This window comes from Nocardia puris (assembly GCF_003315035.1).
Lineage (GTDB): Bacteria > Actinomycetota > Actinomycetes > Mycobacteriales > Mycobacteriaceae > Nocardia > Nocardia puris.
Map to the genome: position 1 here is coordinate 484,158 of NZ_QNRE01000001.1, position 23,643 is coordinate 507,800.

The 23,643-nt window shown below is 72.1% G+C and carries 25 protein-coding genes and 1 pseudogene; 14 read left to right on the top strand and 12 right to left on the bottom strand.

The features are described 5' to 3' along the window. Positions 1-81: 81 nt before the first annotated feature. Positions 82-801, top strand: a complete 720-nt coding sequence (locus DFR74_RS02220) for a rhomboid-like protein (RefSeq protein ID WP_067504435.1) — start codon at positions 82-84, stop codon at positions 799-801. Here DFR74_RS02220 and DFR74_RS02225 read toward each other — a convergent pair. From DFR74_RS02225 to DFR74_RS02235, 3 genes are read right to left on the bottom strand one after another with little or no spacing between them, the layout of a single operon-like run. Beyond that, positions 798-1,967 (bottom strand): cation:proton antiporter, encoded by a 1,170-nt coding sequence (locus DFR74_RS02225; RefSeq protein WP_067504437.1) that lies wholly within the window; start codon positions 1,965-1,967, stop codon positions 798-800. The genes DFR74_RS02220 and DFR74_RS02225 overlap by 4 nt on opposite strands. Positions 1,968-1,971: 4 nt before the next feature. Further along, the gene (locus DFR74_RS02230) at positions 1,972-2,454 is read right to left on the bottom strand and encodes a cation:proton antiporter regulatory subunit (RefSeq protein ID WP_067504439.1); all 483 of its coding nucleotides are present in this window, start codon (positions 2,452-2,454) and stop codon (positions 1,972-1,974) included. A 27-nt stretch (positions 2,455-2,481) separates the two neighbouring features. Then, positions 2,482-3,177 carry a GAP family protein gene (locus tag DFR74_RS02235; RefSeq protein WP_232331648.1) on the bottom strand — a complete coding sequence of 232 codons (696 nt, stop codon included), beginning with the start codon at positions 3,175-3,177 and terminating at the stop codon, positions 2,482-2,484. A 109-nt stretch (positions 3,178-3,286) separates the two neighbouring features. Between DFR74_RS02235 and DFR74_RS02240 the strand changes: the two genes are divergently transcribed. Further along, positions 3,287-4,498, top strand: coding sequence for a sensor histidine kinase (locus tag DFR74_RS02240; protein ID WP_067504441.1), 1,212 nt, complete (start codon positions 3,287-3,289; stop codon positions 4,496-4,498). Next, positions 4,495-5,139 (top strand): response regulator, encoded by a 645-nt coding sequence (locus DFR74_RS02245; RefSeq protein WP_067504444.1) that lies wholly within the window; start codon positions 4,495-4,497, stop codon positions 5,137-5,139. Before DFR74_RS02240 ends, DFR74_RS02245 begins: the two co-directional genes overlap by 4 nt. 1 nt (position 5,140) lies before the next feature. Here the strand turns inward: DFR74_RS02245 and DFR74_RS02250 are convergent, their stop codons facing one another. Further along, positions 5,141-5,506: a DUF952 domain-containing protein gene (locus DFR74_RS02250; RefSeq protein ID WP_407675066.1), complete on the bottom strand. Its 366-nt coding sequence runs from the start codon at positions 5,504-5,506 to the stop codon at positions 5,141-5,143. A gap of 326 nt (positions 5,507-5,832) precedes the next feature. Here DFR74_RS02250 and DFR74_RS02255 point away from each other — a divergent pair, with 326 nt between their 5' ends. Continuing rightward, positions 5,833-6,360, top strand: a complete 528-nt coding sequence (locus tag DFR74_RS02255) for a TetR/AcrR family transcriptional regulator (protein WP_067504584.1) — start codon at positions 5,833-5,835, stop codon at positions 6,358-6,360. 38 nt (positions 6,361-6,398) lie between these two features. Here the strand turns inward: DFR74_RS02255 and DFR74_RS02260 are convergent, their stop codons facing one another. Next, entirely contained in the window at positions 6,399-6,896 is a 498-nt protein-coding gene (locus tag DFR74_RS02260; RefSeq protein ID WP_067504448.1) for an SRPBCC family protein, read from the bottom strand. 30 nt (positions 6,897-6,926) lie between these two features. Beyond that, positions 6,927-7,970, bottom strand: coding sequence for an LLM class flavin-dependent oxidoreductase (locus DFR74_RS02265; protein WP_232331650.1), 1,044 nt, complete (start codon positions 7,968-7,970; stop codon positions 6,927-6,929). Positions 7,971-8,519: 549 nt separating this feature from the next. Here DFR74_RS02265 and DFR74_RS02270 point away from each other — a divergent pair. Further along, positions 8,520-8,714 carry a DUF7455 domain-containing protein gene (locus DFR74_RS02270; protein ID WP_033087939.1) on the top strand — a complete coding sequence of 65 codons (195 nt, stop codon included), beginning with the start codon at positions 8,520-8,522 and terminating at the stop codon, positions 8,712-8,714. A gap of 93 nt (positions 8,715-8,807) precedes the next feature. Here DFR74_RS02270 and DFR74_RS02275 read toward each other — a convergent pair whose 3' ends face one another. After that, a complete protein-coding gene (locus DFR74_RS02275) occupies positions 8,808-9,572 on the bottom strand; it encodes a TetR/AcrR family transcriptional regulator (protein ID WP_198161675.1) in 765 nt (254 codons plus the stop codon). A 120-nt stretch (positions 9,573-9,692) separates the two neighbouring features. Here DFR74_RS02275 and DFR74_RS02280 point away from each other — a divergent pair, with 120 nt between their 5' ends. The 3 genes from DFR74_RS02280 (at position 9,693) to DFR74_RS02290 (ending at position 12,413) form a co-directional block, all read left to right on the top strand. Then, the gene (locus tag DFR74_RS02280) at positions 9,693-11,444 is read left to right on the top strand and encodes a DEAD/DEAH box helicase (protein WP_067504593.1); all 1,752 of its coding nucleotides are present in this window, start codon (positions 9,693-9,695) and stop codon (positions 11,442-11,444) included. Next, positions 11,444-11,992, top strand: a complete 549-nt coding sequence (locus DFR74_RS02285) for an SWIM zinc finger family protein (protein WP_067504453.1) — start codon at positions 11,444-11,446, stop codon at positions 11,990-11,992. Before DFR74_RS02280 ends, DFR74_RS02285 begins: the two co-directional genes overlap by 1 nt. A 106-nt stretch (positions 11,993-12,098) precedes the next feature. Beyond that, the gene (locus DFR74_RS02290) at positions 12,099-12,413 is read left to right on the top strand and encodes a TSUP family transporter (RefSeq protein ID WP_198161676.1); all 315 of its coding nucleotides are present in this window, start codon (positions 12,099-12,101) and stop codon (positions 12,411-12,413) included. Positions 12,414-12,417: 4 nt separating this feature from the next. Here DFR74_RS02290 and DFR74_RS02295 read toward each other — a convergent pair. Continuing rightward, positions 12,418-12,986, bottom strand: a pseudogene (locus tag DFR74_RS02295) (class I SAM-dependent methyltransferase). A gap of 54 nt (positions 12,987-13,040) precedes the next feature. Between DFR74_RS02295 and DFR74_RS02300 the strand changes: the two are divergent. Then, positions 13,041-13,805, top strand: a complete 765-nt coding sequence (locus DFR74_RS02300) for an AraC family transcriptional regulator (RefSeq protein ID WP_232331652.1) — start codon at positions 13,041-13,043, stop codon at positions 13,803-13,805. A 138-nt stretch (positions 13,806-13,943) separates the two neighbouring features. Here DFR74_RS02300 and DFR74_RS02305 read toward each other — a convergent pair whose 3' ends face one another. Next, entirely contained in the window at positions 13,944-14,684 is a 741-nt protein-coding gene (locus tag DFR74_RS02305) for an SDR family oxidoreductase (protein WP_067504465.1), read from the bottom strand. Between the two features lie 104 nt (positions 14,685-14,788). On the opposite strand from DFR74_RS02305, the gene DFR74_RS02310 reads away from it, so the two are divergent. Beyond that, positions 14,789-15,382, top strand: coding sequence for a TetR/AcrR family transcriptional regulator (locus DFR74_RS02310; RefSeq protein ID WP_067504470.1), 594 nt, complete (start codon positions 14,789-14,791; stop codon positions 15,380-15,382). 3 nt (positions 15,383-15,385) lie between these two features. Here DFR74_RS02310 and DFR74_RS02315 read toward each other — a convergent pair whose 3' ends face one another. Beyond that, the gene (locus DFR74_RS02315; protein ID WP_113974962.1) at positions 15,386-17,071 is read right to left on the bottom strand and encodes a DEAD/DEAH box helicase; all 1,686 of its coding nucleotides are present in this window, start codon (positions 17,069-17,071) and stop codon (positions 15,386-15,388) included. A gap of 244 nt (positions 17,072-17,315) precedes the next feature. On the opposite strand from DFR74_RS02315, the gene DFR74_RS02320 reads away from it, so the two are divergent. Further along, positions 17,316-18,470, top strand: a complete 1,155-nt coding sequence (locus DFR74_RS02320; RefSeq protein WP_084537365.1) for a YihY/virulence factor BrkB family protein — start codon at positions 17,316-17,318, stop codon at positions 18,468-18,470. Positions 18,471-18,648: 178 nt separating this feature from the next. Here the strand turns inward: DFR74_RS02320 and DFR74_RS02325 are convergent, their stop codons facing one another. Next, on the bottom strand, positions 18,649-18,885 hold the full coding sequence (locus tag DFR74_RS02325) for a DUF3039 domain-containing protein (RefSeq protein ID WP_067504595.1): 237 nt from the start codon (positions 18,883-18,885) through the stop codon (positions 18,649-18,651). A gap of 98 nt (positions 18,886-18,983) precedes the next feature. On the opposite strand from DFR74_RS02325, the gene DFR74_RS02330 reads away from it, so the two are divergent. After that, positions 18,984-19,397, top strand: a complete 414-nt coding sequence (locus tag DFR74_RS02330; RefSeq protein WP_084537367.1) for a DUF3099 domain-containing protein — start codon at positions 18,984-18,986, stop codon at positions 19,395-19,397. A gap of 3 nt (positions 19,398-19,400) precedes the next feature. On the opposite strand, the gene DFR74_RS02335 is transcribed toward DFR74_RS02330, so the two are convergent. Beyond that, positions 19,401-20,672: an MFS transporter gene (locus DFR74_RS02335; protein ID WP_067504476.1), complete on the bottom strand. Its 1,272-nt coding sequence runs from the start codon at positions 20,670-20,672 to the stop codon at positions 19,401-19,403. 168 nt (positions 20,673-20,840) lie between these two features. Between DFR74_RS02335 and DFR74_RS02340 the strand changes: the two genes are divergently transcribed. Further along, positions 20,841-21,581: a VOC family protein gene (locus tag DFR74_RS02340; RefSeq protein ID WP_067504604.1), complete on the top strand. Its 741-nt coding sequence runs from the start codon at positions 20,841-20,843 to the stop codon at positions 21,579-21,581. Between the two features lie 370 nt (positions 21,582-21,951). Then, a complete protein-coding gene (locus tag DFR74_RS02345; protein WP_084537368.1) occupies positions 21,952-23,481 on the top strand; it encodes a DUF7782 domain-containing protein in 1,530 nt (509 codons plus the stop codon). The last annotated feature ends 162 nt before the right edge of the window (positions 23,482-23,643 follow it).

Below are 23,643 nucleotides of genomic sequence, written 5' to 3' on the forward strand. Positions count from 1 at the left end.
TGAATCGAGGTTACGAGTGCACTGCGGCCTCGCGGCGCGTCGCGAACGCCACACGCCGGAACGAGGCGGCAGACTGCCGGTGTGGCCGTTCCCTGGCTTCAGACCGTCGATCTCGGCGCCGAACTGCGGGCCGCGGGCGACTGGCTGCGCCGCCCCGGCCTGGTGCGCCGGTTACCCGGCGCGCTCCGGGCGCACCTGGCCGCCGCCCCGGCCAGCGTGGCCTACGCGTTCACGCTGTTCGTCACCTGGTGGACGCTGCGCGGGGTGGGCGAGTCCGTCGAGCACCGGCTGATCCTGTCGGCGTCGACGAATCTGCGCAATATGCAACGGGACCCGGTGCAGGTGCTGGTGGCGTCGGCGTTCTGGATCGAGGGCGGGTTCCCGTGGCTCGTCATCGCCGAGTTCCTGGTGGTGATGGCCGCCGCCGAACGGTGGCTGGGCACCGGGCGCTGGATCGCGCTGTTCGCGACCGGGCACATCGGCGCCTCGCTGCTGGTGGTCACCGCCATCGACCGCGCCCTCGACCGCGACCTCATCCCCGTGCGCGTCGCCACGGCCGCCGACGTCGGCACGAGCTACGGGTTCACGGCGGTGCTCGCCGCGCTCGCGTTCCGCTTTCGCGGGTGGGTCCGGGTGGTGTGGGTGGTCGTCGTCCTCGGCGCGCTGGTGGTGGCTATCGTGATCGAGCCCACCTTCACCGACTACGGGCACTTCTGCGCGGCGCTCATCGGACTGCTGGTGGGCACGGCGGCCACGCTGTTCTGGCGACGGATCGAGCGCCACCGCGCCGTGCGGTCCTAGCCCTTCCGCACGCGCTGGGCCCGGTCGACCACCGGTTCCACCACCCGCGCCGCCACCGGCCCGAGCACCGCCATCAACAACACGTACGCCGACGCCAGCGCCGCGAGTTCGACGGTGACCGCGCCCGCCGCCACCGCCAATCCCGCGATGACGATGGAGAATTCACCGCGCGCCACCAGCGCCGCGCCCGCCCGGGCCCGGCCCTTCGGGCCGATGCCCTGGACACCGGCCGCCCACCACCCGGTGGCGATCTTGGTGGCGGCGGTGAGCACCGCCAGCGCCACCGCCCAGCCCAGCACCGGCGGGATCGCCGACGGGTCGATGCTCAGGCCGAACGCGACGAAGAAGATGGCGGCGAACAGATCGCGCAGCGGCTCCAGCAGTTTCGCGGCCTGGTGCGCCGTGGGCCCCGAGATCGCGATGCCGAGCAGAAACGCGCCCACCGCCGCCGACACGTTCAGCGTGGCCGCCAGACCCGACACCAGCAGCGCCGCGCCGATCAGCTTCAGCAGGAACGCCTCGTTGTCGGAGCTGGACAGCACCGCCGACACATAGTGGCCGTAGCGCAGCGCCACCAGCAGCACCACCGTGACGGTGATCAGCGCGATCGCGAGCGTCTCCAGACCCGCCAGGAATCCCACCCCGGCCAGCACCGTGGTGAGGATCGGCAGGTAGACGGCCATGGCCAGGTCCTCGAACACGAGGATCGACAGCACCACCGGCGTCTCCCGGTTGCCCAGCCGCCCCAGGTCGGTGAGCACCTTGGCGGCGATCCCGGACGACGAGATGTAGGTGACGCCGGCCAGCACCACCGCACCGACCGGACCCCAGCCCAGCAACAGCGCCACCGCCGCGCCCGGCGTCGCGTTGACGACCAGGTCCATCAGGCCCGCGGGCCACGAGCGGCGCAGCCCGGTGACCAGCTCGGCGGCGGTGTATTCGAGGCCGAGCAGCAGGAGCAGCAGCACCACGCCGATCTCGCCGGCCAGATGGCCGAAGTCGATGGCCTCGTCCAGCGGCACCACGCCGCCCACGCCGAAGGCCAGCCCGCCCAGCAGATACAGCGGGATCGGTGACATGCCGAAGCGGCCCGCGACGCGTCCCAGGATGCCGAGCACGAAGAACACCGCCCCGAGCTGGATGAGCCCGAGCGCGGTGGTACTCACCGGCTCACCCGCGCGCGAGGAGCTTCACGGCGGCGTCGAGTCCGTCCGGCGTGCCGACCACCACGAGCAGGTCGTCGGCGGCGAAGGTGAAATCGGGGCCCGGCGAGGCGTGCAGCTGGCCCGCCCGCATGACCGCGACGATCGAGGCCTTGGTGCGGGTGCGCATGGCGGTCTCGCCGAGGGTGCGGCCCGCGTACGGGGAGTCGTCGCCGACCGGCAGCTGACGGGTGGTGATGCCCGGCAGGTCGCGGTGGTCGGCGCGCAACTCGGCGACCAGCTGCGGGGCACCGAGCAGATTGGCCAGCACCGCGGCCTCGTCGCTGGTGAGGGCGACCTGGGCGGCGCAGGCGTCGGGGTCGCCGACCTTCGAGACGATCAGATCGATGCCGCCGTCCCGATGGTCGACGACGCCGATCCGGCGACCGGAGCGCACCTGGAAATCCTTGCGTACTCCGATACCGGGCAGAGCGGTGACGTCGACGTTCACTCCGCCAGGGTAGCGCCGCGCGCGACGCTAGGTGGCGGCCAACCCGCCGATGGCCCCGCGCACCAGCACGATGCCCGCGATGGCCAGCGCCCAGCCCGTCGCGCTGTCGGCGTGCCGGGAGACGAACGCGTCGACCCGGCGCAGCAGCGGCTCGATCTTGCTGTGCAGCAACGACCTTGCCGCCATCAGCGCCAGCGCGGGCAGCACCATCACGACGCAGTACCCGGCGAGCAGGCCCACCGACCCCGCCGCAGACACGTCGCTGGTGGCCAGCAGGCCGATGGCGGCCAGGTAGGGCAGCATCGAGAACGCCTCCAGCGTGCCCGCGCTCACCGCCAGGATCGCCAGGCCCGCGCCGGTGTTCTGCCTGCGCAGCGCCTTGTCCCGCCAGGCGGCGATGCGGTCCGGCGCGCCGCGGGCGCGGCGCTTCTTGGAGTCGAACCGCCACGAGACGGCGAACAGCGCGACGCCGAGCACCAGCTGCGGCACCAGCACCACCGGGCTGCGCGCCAGCTCGCCGAACCGGTCGAGCCCGGCGCCGACGACGGTGGAGAGCACCACGCCGAGGGCGAAGTAGAACGTCGCGATCGCGGCGAGGTAGATCAGCAGGCGGCGCGCGGGCGGCCGGTCCGGGGCGAGCAGCAGCCAGAGCGGGACGATGAGCGTGCCGATGCTGGTGGAGTCGACCAGCGCGAGTCCGATCAGAGCCAGGAGCAGTGTCACGCTCCGAGCCTGGCGCGGGGGCCGTGCCGGGGGCGTCGGCCGTCGGATCGATCGCGCGTCATCACTTCGGCCGACCCGGGTGTCGCGGCGCGTGTGCTGTGATGGTGCGGTGAGGCAGTGGCAGGCGTTGTCGGCGACCGCGCAGGACGCGTTGATCAGCGCGTTCATCTTCGCGCTCGGCGCGGGCCTGTACCTGTCCGGGCTGTACCCGATGGGCAACGCGAGCGCCCAGCCGCCGCTGGCCGTGCGGTTCGGCGTCCTCATGCTGCTGTGCGCGCTGAGCCTGTTCCGCAGGCGGAGGCCGCTGGTGTCGCTGCTCGGCGGACTCGTCCCGCTCGGGGTGGACTTCGCGCTCGGCCCGACCGTGCCGGTGTGGATCATCTACTCCGACTTCATCTACGCGGCTGTGCTGTACGGCAGCGCGGTGGTGTCGCGACGGGTGACGATCGCGGCGGGCACGCTCTCGGTGATCGTCACGATCGGAGTCCTCGCCGGCACCGGGGACTGGCGCGTGTTCGTGCTCTCGGCGGCCGCGGCCGCGGCCTTCGTGGGCACGCCGATCTGGTGGGCGCTGTCGGTGCGCACACACAAAGAGGTCGCCGCCGCCGAACGATCCCGCGCGCAGGCCCTGGGCCTGGTGGCCGAACTGGACCGGCGCGCCGCCATCGCCGACGAGCGCAAGACCATGGCGCGCGACCTGCACGACGTGATCGCCGGGCACCTGTCGGCCATCGCGCTGCAATCCGAGGCCGCGCTCGGCGTGCTGAACGCGCGCCCCGCCGACCCCGCGATGGCGGGCATCCTCGGCTCCATCCGCGCCAACAGCGTGAGCGCGCTGCAGGAGATGCGGACCATGATCGGCCTGCTGCGCCGCGACGACGGCGCCGAGGACGACGCCGTCGCGCCCCGCACGCTCGCGCAGCTGCCGATCCTGGTGGACGCGGCGCGGTCGGCGGGGATCGCGGTGCGCGTGGCCGACGCGCTGCCGGACGAACCGCTGCCCAGCGCCGTAGACCAGGCCGCCTACCGGATCATCCAGGAGGCGCTGACCAACGCGATGAAGCACGCGCCGGGGCAGCGTGTGGAGATCGGCGTGCGCGCCGGCGGCGACACCCTCGCGGTGACGGTCCGCAATCCCACGACCACCGCGGCCCGGCCGTCGGCCGACCCCGACTCCGCGCACCGGGGGCTGATCAACATGCGCGAGCGCGCCGCCGCCCTGGGCGGCCGTTTCACCGCGGGCCCCGTCGACGGCGACTGGTCCGTGCACGCCGAACTGCCGCTGGCGGCGGCGCCGACTCGCAACGCGGAGGTGTCATGATCCGGGTACTCATCGCCGACGACCACGGCGCCATCCGGGCGGGTCTGCGGATGATCCTCGACACCGCCGAGGGCATCGAGGTGGTGGGCGAGGCCGCCGACGGCGATATCGCGGTGGCGCAGGCCAAGGCGCTGCGGCCCGACGTGGTGCTCATGGACGTCCGTATGCCGGGCGTGGACGGGATCGAGGCCACCGAGCGGATCACCGCCGACAGCCTGGCGCGGGTGCTCATCCTCACCACGTTCGACCTCGACGAGTACGTGTTCCGCACGCTGCGGGCGGGCGCGTCCGGCTTCGTCCTCAAATCGACGTCCGGTCAGGCGCTGGTGGAGGCGGTGCGCGCGGTCGCCTCGGGCGACGGCGTGCTCGCCCCGGAGGTGACCCGCGCGGTGATCTCCGCCTTCGCCGCCACCCCACCCGAGGCCGCCACCACCGAACCGGACGGCCTGGCCGACCTCACCGAGCGCGAACGCGAAGTCCTGGACTGCCTCGGCGAGGGCCTGTCCAACGCCCAGATCGCCGCCCGCCTGTTCATCGGCGAGACCACCGTGAAGACCCACGTCTCCCGCGTCCTCACGAAACTCGGTGTGCGATCCCGGGTCCAGGCCGCCATCGTCGCCCGCCAATCCCGGGCGCACTGACTCAGTCCGGCAGCGGAGCGAAGGTGCCGTCGGGGCCGGGAAGGTAGTCGCTGACCGCCGTGACGGCGGCGACCGGGAGCGGGCCGTAGAGGTGGGGGAAACGCATGGAGGCCGGGTCGGTGGGGACGCCGGGTTCCCAGCGGACGGGGTCGGTGAGGGCGCCGGGGTCGATGTGCAGGAGCAGCAGATCGCGGCGGCCCGCGAAGAGGCGGTTGGCGGGCAGGTGGACCTGGGCGGGGGCGGACAGGTGGATGAAGCCTTCCGTGGTCAGGGAATCCGGGCGGTGTTCGCCGAGCCGCTGGGCGGTCCGCCACTGCTCCGGGTCACAGAGGTGGACCAGTCGACGGCTGTCGGGGGTCACGGGCACATCCCACTCCTGTCTCGCCGGTGCGCGTCGATCGAGCACGCCCCGACGATCCTATGGGGCGCAGCTTCGGCACGCGGGTGACGTTCGGAGTGGGGCTCGCGTCCACGCCGGGGTGGCGTCGGCGAGTTGTGCACGCGCTGAATGGCGGCCTTCCTGGCACGCCTGATCGAACAGCGCAACCGCCGGCTTCACCGCGTCCTGGGATCGCGCGAGCCTCCGCGACCACGGAGCACGGATTATGCTGTCTCCTATAATTCTCGCGCGGCAAGGCGACGCGGTGCCGGGTGGAGGTCGGCGTGACGGAACGGAAGTCGACGCGGGAGCGCATGGTGACCGCCGCGGTCGAGGTCCTGCGCGAACGCGGCGCGGGCGGCGTGACCATCGACGCCGTCCTCGCCCGCAGCGGCGCTCCGCGCGGCTCGGTGTATCACCACTTCCCCGGCGGGCGAGCGCAACTGCTGACCGAGGCCCTCCGCTTCGCCGGCGACGCCATCGGCACGATCATCGACTCGGCCTCCGCGCGCGGATATCGCGGCGCGCTGGCCGATTTCACCGACCTGTGGCGCACCATCCTGCGCGACAGCGACTTCACGGCGGGCTGCCCGGTGGTGGCGGTAGCGGTCGGCCCCGCCGACGACGACCCGGAGTTGTTCGCCCACGCGGAGGCCCTCTTCGCGCGGTGGCACGCGGCGCTGACCGGCGCGTTCGACGCCGAGGGGCTGGCACCCGCGGTGTCGGCGCGGCTGGCCACGATGTCGCTGGCCGCGATCGAGGGCGCGACGGTGCTGTGCCGGGCCCAGCGCAGCACCGCACCGCTCGACCAGGTCGCCGAGCAGCTCGAGCTGCTGGTCTAGTCCCAGCTCTTCCTCACCAAGACACGCTGACCGGGCGATCAGCCCGCCGAACCGCAGGCCGCCTCGATCGCCGCCAGGGTGGCCCGCATGTTCTGCTCCCACTCCGCCAGCCGGTTGGCGACGATGCGCGCCTCCTTGTCCGGCATGCTCGCGATCGCGACGCTCAGCCCCGACGAGCCGGGCCCCATCCGCGCCCACTGCCGCACGATCACACCGTCGCGGGCCGGGTCGATCTCGAAGCCCCAGGTGGCGCCGACCCCGTCGGGACCGTGCACGTCGTAGACCCAGCGGCGTTCCGGTTCGACCTCCACGACCTCGCACTCGGTCTGCCACGCGCCCAGCGCCTCGTGCCGGTTGCTGCCCCGGAACCGCGCCCCCGGCGCCACCCGATCGGCCGGGGCGATCCACTCCACCGACTCCACCTCCGTGGAGTGCCGGGCGGGAAAGGTGATGTCGGTGACCAGCTTCCATGCCTGCTCGGGGGTGCAGGCGACGCGCCGGGTCACTTCGATCGTCGGACAGTCGCGGTAGCGCACGGGTTTCCTTTCTTACGGAACGATCGCTCGTCAGCGGGCGAGTTCGAGCAGGGTGGTGACGGTCGCGAGCTGGGCGTCGAAACCGCCCTCCGATTTGGCCAGCACGGTGGTGATCCCCGCTTCGCGGTAGCGGTCGAGCCGCTGCGCGACGTGCGCGCGGGTGCCGACCAGGTTGGTCAGCGCGCCCAGCTCGAGCGGCACCGCCGCGCGAGCCTCCTCGCGCCGCCCGGACTGCCACAACTCGGCGACCCGCGCGATCTGTGCGCCGAAGCCGAGGCGGGTGAAGGCCGCGTTGTAGAAGTTCTCACCGGCCGAGGAGCCCATGGCGCCGATGGTGAACGCGTAGCCGTCGGCGTGGCGGCGGCGGGCGGCCGCGGCGGCGGCCTCGTCGTCGTGGATCTCCACCGCGACCGGGGCCACGAGATCCAGATCCGCCAGCGTCCGGCCGCGCGACTCGGCCCCCGCGCGCAGCGGCGCGAAGAACACCTCGGCGGATTCCGGGATGAACGCGTTGCCCAGCCAGCCGTCGGCCACGGCGCCGGTGAGTTCCAGGTTGGCCGGCCCCATCGCCGCGACGTAGACCGGGACGTGGCCCGGCGCCGTGAGCGGGCTCAGCGCGCGGCCGCGACTGTCGGGCAGCGGCAGTTCGTACACCTGCCCCTCGTAGCGCAACGGCCCACCCCGCGCGACGGCGCGCACGATCTCGATGGTCTCCCTGGTGGTCTGGACCGGGCGCCGGAACCGCACCCCGTGCCACCCCTCCATCACCCGGGGACCCGACACCCCGATCCCGAGGCGGAACCGCTCCCCCGAGAGCACCTGCAAGCTCAGCGCCGAGGTGGCCAGCAGCGCCGGGCTCCGCGAGCCGAGCTGAACGACGAAGGTGCCCAACCCGATTCGCTCGGTGCGCGCGGCCAGGAAGGCGAGCGCGGTCAGCGCGTCGTACCCCCAGACCTCCGGCACCCAGACCGACGACACCCCCAGCCGCTCGAGTTCCCCGACGAACTCCAGGGCGCCGGGCAACCGCGGCTCCACCACCACACCGATCTCCATGCCGTACGCCCGTCTCCTCACCGCTGCGGATTATGCATGATGACATAGAGTATAGTGGCGCAGGTCACCGCGCCTGACAAGCCCCTGGGACGAACCGCCGCGCGGCCGGACCGAGCACTCGCGGGCCACCGTGCGGCACGTCGACTCCACTTCTCGCGATCGCCACGCATCCCGCCGGGCTCGCCACGAAACCACGACTACGGCAGCGGGACGCGGCGTGCGGTGGTTTGCCGGAAATTGCGCGCCCTGTGCCAGGTCACAACTCCAAACCGGCGGTTGAGTGTCGTACGTCACGGGTAATCTCCTTCCAGACCAACTGGATAGGCGTGTTCGTGGGGTGATCGACGGTGTGCGGTCCGCGCGAGCTGGGATGTTCGCCTTCAGCGAAACACCAGGTCGTGTTAGAGAAAACACACAGAATCACTTGCGGGAACAATGCCCCCGTCCCGAACGTCTGACAGAGTAGTCATACCACTGCTGGGAAGTAGCGGTAGCGAGCTCGTGGTGAGTGACCACGGGCCCCACACCAGGTGAACGGACTGTAGTGCCGGGAGCCAGGACGGAGGAGTCATGCCAGGAACCCTGACAAGCACCCCACTGACCGCGGTCGATCGTTGCGACCGCTGCGGGGCGGCCGCACGGGTGCGCGCCACCCTGCCCGCAGGTGGAGAGTTGCTCTTCTGCCAGCATCACGCGAACGAGCACATGGATCGGTTGCGCGAGCTCGAGGCCGTCATCGACACGGAATCGGCGCCCGCCCTCTGACCCGCCGTTCACGTCCCGACACAACAGCATCGAACAACTGAACATCCCCGGCAGCGGGCGACGGACACGTCGCCCGCTGCCGCTGTGTTGCAGTCAGTCCTTCGCGGCGTCGCCGTCGAGTCCGGCCAGGATGCCGTCCAGCATCCGGCCCAGCCCGAACTCGAACGCGCCGTCCGGATCGGCGGGCGCGCGATAGTGCTCCCCCACCGCCGCGCCGACCCGGCCGGCCAGCGGGAAACGGTCGGCGGGCATGATCTCGGTCAGCTCCGGCCCGTAGCGCTCCCACCACCGCTCGTCGCTGAGCTCGGCCGTCTCGCGCGCGGCCGCCACCGCCATCCTCGCGTTCCCGGAGGCGAATTCGGTCAGCACCGCCACCACCCGGTCCATCGCCAGATCCGTCAGGCCGATCCCCTCGAGCGCGGCCAGCTGATTCTCGTAGCGGCGCATCCGGCCGGGCCCCAACACCATGCGCCACGGGGAGACGTCGAGCAACCACGGGTGGGCGAGCAGTTCGGCACGCACCTGGCGCGCGATCCCCGCCATCCGTTCCCGCGCCGGCAGCTCCGCCGGAATCGGCGCGTCCTCGTCGGCGACGGCGTCGACCATGAGCGCCGTCAGCGCCCGCTTGCTCGGCACGTAGGTGTAGAGGCTCATGGGACGCAGGCCCAGTTCGGCCGCGACCGCGCGGATGGACACCTTCTCGTAGCCGTCACGATCGGCCAGTCGCACCGCCGCGGCCACCACCGCGTCCACGCTCACGGTCTGCTTCGGCCCGCGCCCGCCCGCGCGCGGGGGCAGCACCTCGCGCCACAGCAGAGTGAGCAATTGCCTGGCCTCGGCGGCGTCATCGTGCGGCACGCAACACTCCTCGAAAGACGGCCTGGGAATAAAACATCGTATGGTGTACGTTGTCCCAGCATTCCGTACACCATACGACAATCATGGGGGTTCGCCCTGCGCACCACACAGGCCACCTACCTGCCCGACCGCCACCTCTTCGCCCTGTGGACCTGGTCCGGCCGCGCACCGGGCCCGGCACCGGACGGATTCGGCGATCGCGAGACCCTCGCGCTGGCCGTCCCCACCCCGGATCGGAGCGGGATCGAAGTCGTCGACGTCGCGTGCGCGGTGGTCACTCCCGACGAACTGGCCGCTGCCGAAGCCGGCTCCCCGCCGGCCGATTCCCTGCTCCGCTGGCAGGAAGTCTTGCGTGGCGACACTCCGGACGGATTGCCACCCGCCGCGCACGCCGTTCCCGACGCCGTGGGCACGTCGATCGTGTCGAGCGAGCGGGCGCTGCGGGTGGTGCGCGAAACCACCCGTCTGGCAGGCGATCTCGCGCCGGTGGTGCGTGCGGATCTGCGTCCGTACCAGGTGCGCGGCGTGGGCTGGCTGCACGAGACGATCGACGCGTACGGCGGCGCGGTCCTGGCCGACGAGATGGGCCTCGGAAAAACCGTGCAGGCCATCGGGTTCCTGACCGGCCGCGCCGAGGACGGGCCGCAGCTGGTGGTGTGCCCGACCTCGCTCGTCGGCAACTGGGTGCACGAGATCGCGCGATTCGCGCCGGGGCCGCGCGCCCTCGCGTGGCGGGGCGGGGAGTTGAAGGCGGGCGCCGGGGACATCGTCGTCACCGGCTACCCCACCCTCCGGATCCACGGCGCGGCGCTGACCGAAACACACTGGGCAACAGCTGTTTTCGACGAGGCGCAGGCGCTGAAGAATCCGCGCACGCAGGTCTCCCGCGCGGCGCGGTCGCTGCCCGCCGCCGCGAAGATCGCGCTGACGGGCACGCCGGTCGAGAACCACCTCGAGGAGCTGTGGGCGCTGCTCAACCTCGTCGCCCCGCGCCTGTTCGCGCACCGCGCCCAGTTCCGCCGCCGGTTCGTGCGGCCCATCGGCGAGGGCTCGACCACGGCGGCGGCCCGCCTGCGCGACGCGCTCGAGCCGATCGTGCTGGCGCGCAAGAAGAGTCAGGTCGCCTCCGCCCTGCCCGCCAAGATCCACACCGATCTGCTCTGCGACCTCACCGCCGAGCAGGAACGGCTCTACGACCGGCTGCTCGACCGCGCCGTGGACGACGGGTTCGGCGCCGGGTTCGCGCGGCGCGGCAAGGTGCTCGCCGCGCTCACCGCGCTCAAACAGGTCTGCAACCACCCCGGCCTGATCACCGGCGAGCTCACCGAACTCGCCGGACGCTCCGGCAAACTCGACCAGTGCGCCGACATCGTCGCCACCAATCTCGAAACGCGTTCTCCCACACTGGTGTTCACGCAGTACCGGCAGACCGGTGAGCTGCTGGTGCGGCATTTCGCCGAGCAGTTCGGCATCGACGCGCCGTTCTTCCACGGCGGCCTCGACGGCGCCGCGCGCAACGCGATAGTGCGCGAGTTCCAGTCCGAGGGCGGGCCGCCGGTGCTGGTCCTGAGCCTGCGCGCGGCGGGCACCGGGCTCACCCTCACCCGCGCCGCCGACGTGATCCACTTCGACCGCTGGTGGAATCCCGCCGTGGAGGCGCAGGCCTCCGACCGGGCGCACCGCATCGGCCAGACCCGCACCGTCACCATCACCACGCTCACCAGCGCCACCACCGTGGAGGAACACATCGCCGGCATGCACGACCGCAAATCCGCGCTGACCGACCTGTCCGACGAGTCGGGCATCGCGGCACTGGCGAACCTCGACGACGACCAGCTCGTCGAGATCCTGCGACGCAAGCGGGAGAACTGATGGCGGACAACGAATTCGGCTACACCGCGTGGGGCCGGGACTGGGTGCGCCTGGCCGAACCGCTGCGCCAGACCCGGCCCGATCCGATGCTGCCCCGCGCCCGCAGCATCGCCCGCAACCAGGGCGTGTCGGCCACCGTCGAGGGCCGGGTGGTGCGCGCGCACATCCATCGCGGCGGACAGGCGTCGGTGACCCACGTGGAGGTCGCACCGCTGTCGCGGCAGACGGTGGACGCCATCGCCGCCGTGATCCCGGACGCGACGATCGTCACCGACGAGGCGCACCGCGCGCTGGCCGGCGCCGGCGTGCACCCGGCCCCGGTCCTGGCCGCGACCGACTGCTCCTGTCCGGCGCGCAACCCCCGCTGCGTCCACCTGCTGGCGGTGCTCTACGACGTGGCCCGCCGCGTGGACGAGCACCCGCGCCTGGCGCTGGAGCTCCAGGGCTATTTCGAAGCGGCCCACCCGGATTCGGACACCGCCCCGGAATCACCCCGCTGGACCCCGCTCCACACCCTCGACCCGGAGCACTTCTTCGACGCCGGGTGAGGATCCGCGCGGCGCGGGTCCTGCCATAGTGTGCGGATGGATGTCCTCACGACGGTGGGCGTGGCCGCGCTCGCGGTGTGCGTGGTCGGGGGCGTCTACGGCATCGGTGGCGACTCTGCTCAGCCCGATCCTGGCCGGTCGTGGCGTGGCGCTGGCGGTGCTCGCCCCCGCCGCGCTCACCGCCACCTTCGTCACCTCGATCGTCGGTGCGCTCACCTACGCCGTGCTCGCGATCACCACCGCGGGCCCCGATATCGCCCCGGAGTGGCTCCTCGGATTCGCCTGCGGGCTGGGCGGATTGTGCGGCGGCCACCTGGGCGCGCACCTGCAACCGCGCGTGCCCGACACCGCCCTGCGCACCGCGCTCGGTGCGCTGGCCGTGCTGACCGCAGTGTTCTACGCGGTCCAGGTGCTGGGCTGAGCGGTCAGTCCGGCCGGCGGGCGCGGAAGCGGAAACTGCTTGCGCCCGTTGCGATCTCGATATCGGTGAATCCCGCGCGGGCGAGGCGGCCGGTCGCGGTGTCCGGGGGACGGGCACGCAGGTGTCGCCGAGGTGGATGAGGCGGAAGCCGAAGCCGTCGAGGCCATCGCTGCCCGCGAACACCCCGCCGGGGCGCAGCACCCGCAGCGCCTCGGCGAACAGGGCGTCCTGACGCTCGGGGGACGGCACGTGGTGCAGCATCGTGAAGGACACCACGGAGTCGAATCCCCCGTCGGGCAGCGGCATTTCGGCGCCGTCGTCCTCGACCACCCGCACCTCGCCGGGGTGTGTGGTCCGCCGCCGGGCCGCCAGCTCGGGATCGATCTCGACGCCGGTGAGCGCGCCGGTGCGCTCGCGCAGCGCGCGGATGTTCGCGCCATAACCGGGGCCGATCTCGAGGGTGGACGCGCCGAGGTCCAGCCCGTCCAGCGCCCACGGCACCAGCCGCGTCGTGCTGACCCGCTCCTACATCGCCGACCGGCAGCACCACCGGTGCAGGAAGTTCATCGCCATCCCTCGACGGTAGGAATCCCCGCGCCCGTCCGCGAGCGGCTACCGTGACGAACCGTGTCGCAGAACGGACATCCCGCGCTGGTGAGCGCACCACCGGGACCGACGGCCATGGTGTTCGGCGCGGCGCGCCTGCCCGCCGGACACTGGTTCGACACGCACGCCCACCCGCAGCACCAAACCGCCTGGGCCGCACGGGGAGTACTCGCCGTCGAGACGGCCCGCGGGCACTGGGTGCTGCCGCCGACCCGCGCGCTGTGTATCCCGGGCGGGCACCCGCACCGCACCGGCACCGCCGACGGCGCGACCCTGAGCGGCATCTTCGTCGAACCCGAGCGCTGCCCGGTCACGCTCACCGCGCCGACCATGCTGCGGGTGGGCCGGCTGCTCGGCGAATTGTTCGGCCACCTCACCGGCACGGTCGACCCCGCCGCGCGCGCCCGCGCCGAGGCGGTGGTCTTCGATCTGCTCGAGCCGGTGGACGTGATCCCGATCGGCGCGCACCGGCCCACCGATCCCCGCGCGCTGGCGGTGGCCGACGCGCTCACCGCCGACCCGTCCGATCAGCGCACCCTCGCCGAGTTCGGCGGCGAGGTGGCGGCCGGCTCCCGCACCCTGGCCCGCCTGTTCGCCGCCGAGACCGGGCTCGGGTTCGCCCAGTGGCGCACCCAGACCCGGCTGGCGGCCTCGCTGCCGCTGCTCGCGGCGGGCCTGCCGGTGGCGCGGATCGCGGGGCGGGTCGGCTACGCCACGCCCAGCGCGTACGTCGCGGCGTTCCGGCGGGCCGTGGGTGTGCCGCCCGGCCGGTACTTCGGCGGATGAGCCACCGCGTCGCAGGCGGGTCGTGCGCGAGAACACCGCGCGGCGTGCATGGTGCGCTGAGCGGACGCCGGCGACCAGCGGCGAGGTCCCTGCCCTGCTCGGCGCCGGGCGGCGAGCCCGCGATGGCCGCCGTGCGGCTCAGGCGTTGGTGCCGCCGTCCACGGTGAGGATGGCGCCGGTGAGATTGCGCCCCGACGGGCCGGCGAGGAACGCGACGGTGCCCGCGATGTCCTCGGCCGCGCCGAACCGGCCGAGCGCGGAGAGCGCGACCTGATCGGCGGCGTCCTCGGCGTCGGCGGGGTTCATATCGGTGTCCGTCGAGCCCGGCTGCACCAGGTTGACGGTGATGTCGCGCGGACCCAGTTCGCGCGCAAGGGCTTTGGTGAAACCGTTGAGCGCCGACTTGCTGAGGTTGTAGAGGGTGAGCCCGGCGAAGGGCGCGCGTTCGGTGAGATTGCTGCCGATGCTGATGATGCGCCCGCCGCCGTTCATCCGCCCCACCGCCGCCTGCGCGCCGACGAACGCGGCGCGGGCGTGCACGTGCAGCGCCCGGTCGACCTCCTCGACGGAGAACTCCTCGAAGGGCTTGGCCGCGAAGATGCCCGCGTTGTTCACCAGGATGTCGAAGCGTCCCAGTTCGTCGGCGGCGTAGTGCACGGCGGCGGCGACCTCGGCCGCGTCCCCGCTGTCGGCGCGGATGGCCAAGGCGTGCCCGCCCCCGGCTTCGATGCCGCTCACGACCTCCTCGGCGAGCGCACCGCCGTTGCGGTAGGACAGCGCGACGGTGGCGCCGTCGGCGGCGAGGCGGCGGGCGATGGCCGCGCCGATCCCCCTGCTACCGCCCGTCACCAGTGCCACCTTGCCCGCGAGATCCGTCATCGGAGAACTCCAATTCTGTGTCGATTGATACATAAATAGCCAAGCGCACGGCACCGTATCTGTCAACGGGTATATTTAATGATCGGTACAGAAAGGGGTGCGCGATGGCGGAACGGGGACGGCCGCGGGCGTTCGACCGGTCCGTGGCGCTGCGCCGGGCCATGGAGGTGTTCTGGGAGCACGGGTACGAAGGCACGTCGATGAGCGATCTCACGGCCGCGATGGGCATCAACTCCCCCAGCCTGTACGCGGCGTTCGGTTCCAAGGAGGAGCTGTTCCGCGCGGCGGTCGACGTCTACGGCGACGCCGAGGGCGGGTACACCGACCGCGCCCTGCGCGAGGAACCCACTGCCCGCGCGGCCGTCGAGGCGATGCTGCGCGACAACGCCGTCGCGTACACCGAGGCGGGAAAACCGCGCGGCTGCATGGTGGTTCTCGCCGGCGCCACCTACACCACCCGCAGCACCGGCGTGCGCGACTTCCTCGTCGAGAAGCGCCGCGAGACCACCGCGGAGATCCGCGCGCGCCTCGATCGCGGTGTGGCCGAAGGGGATCTGGCCGCGCACGTCGACACCGCAGCGCTGGCCACGTTCTACACGACCGTGCTGTACGGGCTGTCGATCCAGGCGCGCGACGGCGCGGGGCTCGACGAACTCACCGGATCCATCGACGTCGCGATGGCGGCCTGGCCGTCCTGAGGCTCACCGACGGCGCAGCGCCGCGATCCGCTCGTGGAGCTGCTCGGCGGTGGCCAGCGCGGTCGGCGGGCCTCCGCATTCCCGGCGCAGTTCACCGTGGATCACGCCGTGCGGTTTCCCGGTGCGATGGTGGTGCATGGCGACCAGGCTGTTCAGCTCGCGGCGCAGTTCACCGAGGCGGTCGGCGGTGGCCACCCGCTCGGCGGCGGTCGCGACCTGCGGGCCGGCCTCCTGCACCTTCACCTCGCCCCGGTCGGCGACCTGGCGGGCCTGGCGGTCGCGCAGCAGCGCGCGCATCTGCTCGGCGTCGAGCAGGCCGGGGATGCCGAGGTAGTCGGCCTCCTCGTCGCTGCCCGCCACAGTCGCGGTACCGAACGAGGAACCGTCGTAGATCACCTGGTCGAGTTCGGCGTCCGCGGCCAGCGCCACGAACTTCTTCTCCTCCTCGCCCGGCTCGTCCTTCTGGCGGTTCGCGTCGATGAGCAGCTCGTCGTCGAGGGTGTTCTTCTCCCGGTGCGGTTTGCCGATCACGTGGTCGCGCTGCAACTCCAGCTGCGCGGCCAGATCCAGCAACACCGGCACCGAGGGCAGGAACACGCTCGCCGTCTCCCCCGGCCTGCGGGCGCGCACGAAACGGCCGATGGCCTGGGCGAAGTACAGCGGCGTCGACGCGCTCGTCGCGTACACGCCCACCGCGAGGCGCGGCACGTCGACACCTTCGGACACCATGCGCACCGCCACCATCCACGGCTGGGTGCTCGCGCTGAACTCGCCGATGCGCTGCGAGGAGCTGGGATCGTCGGAGAGCACCAGCGCCGGCTTCTCCCCCGAAATGTGTTCCAGCAGTTCGGCGTACTCGCGGGCGCGTTCCTGATCGGTCGCGATCACCAGGCCACCCGCGTCGGGCATGCCGGAGGTGCGCTTCTGGCGCAGGCGAATGTCGGCGGCGCGCAACACCTTCGAGATCCAGTCGCCCGCCGGGTCCAGGGCCGTGCGCCAGGCGCGGGCCGTCTGCTCGGCGTTCAGCGGCTCGCCGAGGCGGGCCGTGTGCTCCTCGCCCGCGCTGTCGCGCCAGTGCGCGTCACCGGAGTAGGCCAGGAAGACGACGGGGCGCACGACGCCGTCGGCCAGCGCGTCGGCGTAGCCGTAGGTGTGGTCGGCGCGCGAGCGCGGGAAGCCCGACTCGTCGGGTTCGTAGGTGACGAACGGGATCTGGCTGTCGTCGGAGCGGAACGGGGTACCGGTGAGCGCCAGGCGCCGCGTCGCGCTGCCGAACGCGTCCTCGGTGGCCTCACCCCAGCTCTTCGCGTCGCCCGCGTGGTGGATCTCGTCGAGGATCACCAGCGTCCTGCGGTTCTCCGTGCGCACCCGGTGCCGCGAGGGATGCGAGGCGACCTGCGCGTAGGTGACCACCACGCCGTGGTAGTCGCCGGAGGTGCCACCGGTCGCGTTGGAGAACCGGGAATCGAGCTGGATGCCCACGCGGGCCGCCGCGCCCGCCCACTGGTGCTTGAGGTGCTCGGTCGGCGCGACCACGGTGACCTGGTCGACGGTGCGGTCGGCCAGCAGTTCCGCGGCGACGCGCAGCGCGAAGGTGGTCTTACCGGCACCGGGCGTCGCCACCGCGAGGAAGTCGCGCGGCTTCGTGGCCAGGTACTTCGTCAATGCGCGGCGCTGCCAGGCGCGCAGCGAACCCCCGCCGGCGGGCGTGTGCGAATTGCCCGGAGTCGCCCCATCTCCCGCCGCAGCGCCATCCGAACCCGTCACGAAGAAGACAGTAGCGGCCCGTGACGGCGTGTCGCCAAACCGACGCGGCGGGCTTGATCCGCGTCACAGCGATCGGGGGTTCGCGCACGATGTTCACCCGTCGCCCGCCGACACGTCGCGGGGACGCCGCTGTGCGCGGCGGCCCGGTGCGCGATGCTGTAGGCACATGTCCGATGTCAGCGCGCTACCCGAGGGCGCCGCGTGGGACGGCGAGGAGCCGGTCCACAGCGGCGGCGGTGGCGTGCCGCCACGCGGTCCGGCCGCCGCGGCGCGCCGGGTGCGCCACGGGCTGCGCCAGGCCCGCAGGCTCGTGGTGCGGGTGGCGGTGAAGGCCTGGCACGACTCGATCTTCGCCAAATCGGCGGCGGCCGCGTTCTGGCAGACGCTCTCGCTGGCGCCGCTGCTGCTCGGCGTGCTCGGCAGCCTCGGGTACGTGGGCGGCTGGTTCGGGCCCGACACCGTCGAGATCGTGAATTCCAAGATCATCACGTTCAGCCGGGAATTGTTCAGTCCCGCCGTGGTGAACGATCTGATCGAGCCCACCGTCGCCGATGTGCTGGGCCGCGGGCGCGGTGCGGTGGTGTCGGTGGGCTTCGTGCTCTCGCTGTGGGCGGGTTCCTCGGCGATGGCCACGTTCGTGGACGCCATCGTGGAGGCGCACGACCAGAAGGATGCCAGGCACCCGGTGTGGCAGCGCATCTTCGCGCTGCTGCTCTACGTGCAGTTCCTGGTGGCGGCGGTGCTGATCCTGCCGCTGGTGGCGCTGGGGCCCACCCTGATCGGGCGAGTACTGCCGGATTCGTGGCGCGAGCCGGGGCTGCGGCTGGTGGACAGCTTCTACTATCCGGGCGTCGGCCTGCTGCTCATCGTCGGGTTGACCACCCTCTACAAGCTCGCGCTGCACCGCACGCTGCCCTGGCACCGGCTCTTCGGCGGGGCGCTGGTGGCCGGCGTGTTCTTCATGGCGGCCAGTGAGGGGCTGCGGCGCTACCTGTCCTGGATCACCGAGACCGGCGTCAGCTACGGCGCGCTGGCCACCCCGATCGCGTTCCTGCTGTTCACGTTCTCGCTCGGCTTCGCGGTGATCCTCGGCGCCGAGTTCAACGCCGCAGTCCAGGAGTTCTGGCCCGCCCGCGCCACCCGCATCGAGCAGATGAAGGAGTGGTGGACCAACCAGGTGCGCGGGGACGACGAGGAGGCGACGGTGTCGCTGGTGAAGGAGCCGGTGGCGAAGGACGATCCGCCGGCCGAGTCCGTCGAGAAGCGTGCCGAGGACGACGGAACGCTGGCCCAGGTGCCCGACGCCCTCCGCGGAACCTAGAGCACTGCGCACAACTTAGAGCACTGCGCACAACTTAGAGCACTGCGCACAACTTAGAGCACTGCGCACAACTTAGAGCACTGCGCACAACTTAGAGCACTGCGCACAACCTGGAGCACCGCACACCGAGCACGACAACGCGCCGCACCGCGCGAGGTGCGGCGCGACGACGTTCGAGTCAGTCGCCCTTGCGGAGGGTCTCGTAGACCTTCTTGCAGTCCGGGCAGACCGGGGAGCCGGGCTTCGGGGACCGGGTGACGGGGAAGACCTCGCCGCACAGGGCGACGACCATGGTGCCCATGACGGCACTCTCCGCGATCCGGTCCTTCTTCACGTAGTGGAAGAACTTCGGGGTGTCGTCGCCCGTCGTCTCGTCGGTCGTCGTATCCGGGCGAACCAGGGTGTCGGTACTCACGGATTCCATGATGCCGCATGCGGCGGCCGGCCCGCTCGCGGGCGAGGAGAACCGACCTCGGGGTGTGCAGGGCGGGCGCGGAGTGGAAGACTCGAGGTATGCAGCAGGACGGCGATACCCCGAACGCCGGCGACAGCGACCACGGGCCGGATGTCACGGTGCCCACCTCCACCAAGCGATCGCGGGGGTACTTCCCCGGCGCCGACCGAGAACATCCGGTGCTCATCACCGAGGCCGCCCCGTCGCTGGAGGATCAGCACCGGGCGCGGGTGCGCCGCTACACGATCATCATGGCGTTCCGCATACCCGCACTGGTGCTGGCCGGTGCCGCCTACGGGATCTGGGCCAATCCGTGGATCTCGCTGCTCATCATCGGCGCCTCGGTGCCGCTGCCGTGGATCGCGGTGCTCATCGCCAACGACCGGCCGCCGCGCAGCAAGGACGAGCCGAGCCGCTGGGACCGCCCGCGCCGCGCGATCGAGTCCACGCCGCACAACGCGATCGACGGCTGAGGCTCACCCGGCGCGCCGCCGCACCAGGATCGACATCAGGGCGGCCAGTCCGCACAGCGCGCCCGCCACGTACCAGGCGAGGTCGTAGCTGCCCTGCGCGTCGCGGATGACGCCCGCGCCGGTCGCCGCCAACGCCGACCCGATCTGATGCGAGGCGAACACCCACCCGAACGCCACCGGCCCGTCGTCGCCGAACAGTTCCCGGCACAGCGCCACCGTCGGCGGCACGGTCGCGATCCAGTCCAGGCCGTAGAAGACGACGAACACCCACATGCTGGGCTCGGTGTGCGGCGCGAACAGCGAGGGCAGGATCATCAGCGACAGCCCGCGCAGGCTGTAGTAGGCCAGCAGCAGGTAGCGGGGGTCGACGCGATCGGTGAGCCAGCCCGAGGCGATGGTGCCCGCCACGTCGAACACCCCGACCAGCGCGAGCAGGCCCGCCGCCGTGGTCGGGGGCATTCCGTGGTCGTGCGCCGCGCTCACGAAATGCGTGCCGACCAGCCCGTTGGTCGAGGCCCCGCACACCGCGAAACCGCCTGCCAGCAGCCAGAATCCGCGGGTGCGCGCGATGCGGCCCAGCACGGTCAGCGCCCGCGACGCACCGGCCGCGGGCACGCGCACTTGCGCGTCCGCGCCGGGCTGCGCGCCGTACGCCGCGACGCCCACATCGCTCGGGTACTCGCGGATGAACAGCAGCACCAGCGGCACCACCGCCAGCGCGGTACCCGCCACCACCAGCGCGGGCAACCGCCAGCCGTGGTCCTGGGCCAGCGCGGCGATCAACGGCAGGAAGATCAGCTGGCCCGTCGCGCCCGCCGCGGTGAGCACGCCGGTGACCAGGCCGCGATGGCGGACGAACCAGCGTCCGGTGATGGTCGCCACGAACGGCATCGACATCGACCCCACGCCGACGCCGACGAGCAGTCCCCAAGTCGCCACCAGCTGCCACGCCTGCGTCATGAAGACGGTGAGGCCGCTGCCCGCGGCCACCAGCACCAGCGCGCACACCACCACCCGGCGGATGCCGAACCGGTCCATCAGCGCCGCCGCGAACGGCGAGATCAGCCCGTAGAGCAGCAGATTCAGCGAGACGGCCAGTCCGATGGTGCCGTGCGACCAGCCGAACTCCTCGTGCAGCGGGCCGAGCAGCACGCTCGGCACCGAGCGAAACGCGGCCGCGCCCAGCAGGGCGACGAAGCCGACGCCGGCCACGATCCAGGCGGGGTGCGGGCGGCCGGAACCGGTGGCCGCCGGTGAGGTACGCAGTTCGGTCACCCGCCGAGCTTGCCGGAGGTTACCCCCGCGAACTAGTGGCAGAAACGTCACAGAACCTCGAGATCACGCCACGTCGCCTCGACACGTCTCGCACCGGGCCCTACTGTGTGTGCCGCACCGCGTGGCGCCCACCACACCGGCCCGCGCCGAACCACACAGGAGAACACCGTGATTCGCTGGGCATGGGCCTTCCTGGACCGTCCCGCACAACGTTTCGACGACTGCGCCGCGTTCTGGTCGACGATCACGGGCACCGCCCTCTCGCCCCGTCGCGGCCCGAACGACGAATTCCTCACGCTGCTCCCCGATCCCGCGCTGTTCGCCGCGGCCGGCGTGAAGATGCAGTCGGTCGCCGGACTGGGCGGCGTACACCTGGACTTCGACGTCGACGACATCGCCACCGCCGTGCGCGCGGCCCTGGACCTGGACGCCGACCTGGTCGCCAACCACCCCGACTACGCGGTGCTGCGCTCGCCGGGCGGGCAGATCTTCTGCTTCACGCCGTCGGGGCGCGCCCAAGGCGCCCCCGCGCCCGCCTTCCGCGCGCCCGACGGCACCCTCACCCGCCTCGACCAGGTCTGTCTGGATATCGGAGACTCCGCGCACGCCACCGAGACCCAGTTCTGGAGCGAACTCACCGGCTGGGAGTACACGACGGGCCGCCTGCCCGAATTCGCCCGCCTGCGGTCGGCCGACCAGCTGCCGATCCAGCTCCTGTTGCAGCGCCTCGGCGAGGACCGTCCCACCACCGCCCACATCGACCTGTCCTCCTCGGACATCGACGCCACCGCCGCCTGGCACGAATCCCTCGGCGCCACCGTCGTGCGCCGCCACGAGCACTGGATCGTCCTCACCGACCCGGCCGACCTGGAGTACTGCGTGACGAGCCGCGACCCGGAAGGGGTGTAGGGGGCGTCCCGACGGTATCGAGTCCGCTCCCCTCCGGAAACCGGAGCGGAGCCAACCGGATCCGACTCGCAGGAGCGACCGCATCCCAGCGCCCGCCACGCCCACCGCTGCGACCGCACCCGGGACGCGGCCCGACCGGGCGGTGCAATCCACCAACCAACCGTTGTCTCGGCATGCGTGGCGTCTCCCCCACCACCGGATGCCCCGGGAGCGGCCACGGATTCGACTCTGGTCAGCGGACCACTGCCAGCATCCAGTCGTCACTGCGGTGATCGCCCCGTGCGAAGGGCACTCCTCTCGGCAGGCGATCGGGGCGCGACACCGGGCGCGCGGATATGGGGCCGGTCGCCGGCGGTGGCAGAGTACGGGGGTGCCTGCGAATCAGACGACCACCGGCTCCCTGCTCACCGCGCTGTGCCCGGATCTGCGGGCGACGCTGACCCGGATCGGGTACGACGCCGACACCCTGCTCACCGCGCTGGGCGAGGACGTGCACGCGGCGCTGGGCCGGTCCGAGCCGGTGCCGGTGCGCCGGGCCGCCCGTGCGCTCGGTGAGCTGGGCACGCTGATCCGCCTGCTGCTGCTCGGCGACGCGCTGCCGGAGCGGGAGGTGAGCGCGGCGCTCGCGCCCGTCGATGTGGAGCGCGCGCTCGCGGCCGGCCTGCTCACCCGCGACGGCGACGAGATCCGCGCCGCGCTGGACCTGCGCCCCCTCGACGCGGGCGCGGGCAACCGCTGGATCCTGTCCGATCTGGACGACTCCATGCGCAGGCGCACGCTGACCGAGGATCACGTGCTCGGCGTCGGCCACGCCTCGCTGTCGCTGCTGCGCGCCACCCCGACCCGTCCGGTCGGCACCGTGCTCGATCTCGGCACGGGCTGCGGCGTGCAGGCGGTGCACGCGGCGCCCTACGCCCGCTCGGTCACGGCGACCGATGTGAACCCGCGCGCGCTGTGGCTGGCCGAGGCCACCGCCGCGCTCAACGACCTCGACATCGAACTGCTGGAAGGCTCGTGGTTCGAGCCGGTCGCGGGCAGGCGTTTCGATCAGGTGGTCGCCAATCCGCCGTTCGTCGTGGGTCCGGCGCGCATCGAGCACACCTATCGCGACTCCGGACTGGCGCTCGACGGCGCAAGCGAACTGGTCATCTCCCGGGCGCCCGATCTACTCGCCCCCGGCGGCACCGCCGCCATGCTCTCGGCCTGGGTCCACGTCGACGGCGAGGACTGGCGCCACCGGGTCTCCTCCTGGCTGCCCGCGCACGGGGTGGACGCCTGGGTGGTGCAGCGCGACGTCGCCGATCCCGCCCTGTACGTGGGCACCTGGCTGCGCGACGCGGGGCTGGACCCGCGCGATCCCGCCGCGCAGGAGCGGGCCGAACGTTGGTTGGACGCGTTCGCCGCCGCCGGCGTCGAGGGCATCGGATTCGGCTTCGTCTACCTGCGCGCGATCGACGGCCCCACCGAACTGCTCGCCGAGGACCTCACCCACGGGTTCGACGACCCGCTCGGCGCGGAAGCGAGCGCCTACTTCGAGCGGTCGGCCTGGTTGCGCGCCGCGGCGGCCGACGAAGGGCTCGCCTGGTCCACCCGATTCGCCGTGGATCCCGCCACCGCCCTCGAGCGGGTGTTCCTGCCCGGCCCCGAGGGCTGGGACGAACGCGTCGCGCGCCTGCACCGCGGCGACGGACCGCGCTGGCAGCACGAGGTGGACGGGACGACGATCTCCCTGGTCGCGGGAATGCGCTCCGACGGGCTCCCGTTATACGAGCTGGTCGAACTGCTGGCACTCGCCCACGGATACGAGGACGTCACCCCGGAACTCGCGGCCGACGCGCTCGCGGTCGTGGCGGGCCTGGTGCGGCACGGTCTGATCCGTCCGGTTCCGTCCGCCGGGTGAGGCGGAGCGCGCCGGTCGGGTCCGAGACGACCCCCGCGAGTTCCCCGGCGCGCTGTTCTCAGGAACTTCTCAGACGCAGGTGCCGAAAGCCGCAGTTCAGCGCGGTTTATCGGCGCCTGTGCGGGGAACTTTCTCCGTGTCGGGTCCGTTGTTCGGAGTGAG